This is a genomic window from Streptomyces cinerochromogenes (assembly GCF_014648635.1).
Taxonomy (GTDB): Bacteria; Actinomycetota; Actinomycetes; order Streptomycetales; family Streptomycetaceae; genus Streptomyces; species Streptomyces cinerochromogenes.
Map to the genome: position 1 here is coordinate 1 of NZ_BMRM01000062.1, position 556 is coordinate 556.

A 556-nucleotide genomic window follows, 5' to 3' on the forward strand; every position below is an offset into this window, starting at 1 on the left:
TGGGGCGAAGGCGCCGGCGTCCTCGTCCTCGAACGCCTCACCGACGCCCGCCGCAACAACCACCCCGTCCTCGCCCTCATCCGCGGCTCCGCCCTCAACCAGGACGGCGCCAGCAGCGGCCTCACCGCACCCAACGGCCCCGCCCAACAACGCGTCATCCACCAAGCCCTCACCAACGCCCGCCTCACCCCCGCCGACATCGACGCCGTCGAAGCCCACGGCACCGGCACCCGACTCGGCGACCCCATCGAAGCCCAAGCCCTCCTCGCCACCTACGGACAACACCACCCCACCCACCCCCTCTACCTCGGCTCCGTCAAATCCAACATCGGCCACACCCAAGCCGCCTCCGGCATCGCCGGCATCATCAAAATGACCATGGCGATCCGCCACGCCCACCTCCCCCGCACCCTCCACATCGACCACCCCACCCCCCACGTCGACTGGACCACCGGCAACATCACCCTCCTCACCCACGACCACCCCTGGCCCACCACCGACCACCCCCGCCGCGCCGCCATCAGCTCCTTCGGCGTCTCCGGCACCAACGCCCACC

At 70.9% G+C, this 556-nt stretch carries 1 pseudogene; it reads left to right on the forward strand.

The window, feature by feature from the left end:
• A pseudogene (locus tag IEZ20_RS39425) lies at nucleotides 1-556 on the forward strand (polyketide synthase); the annotation flags it as partial.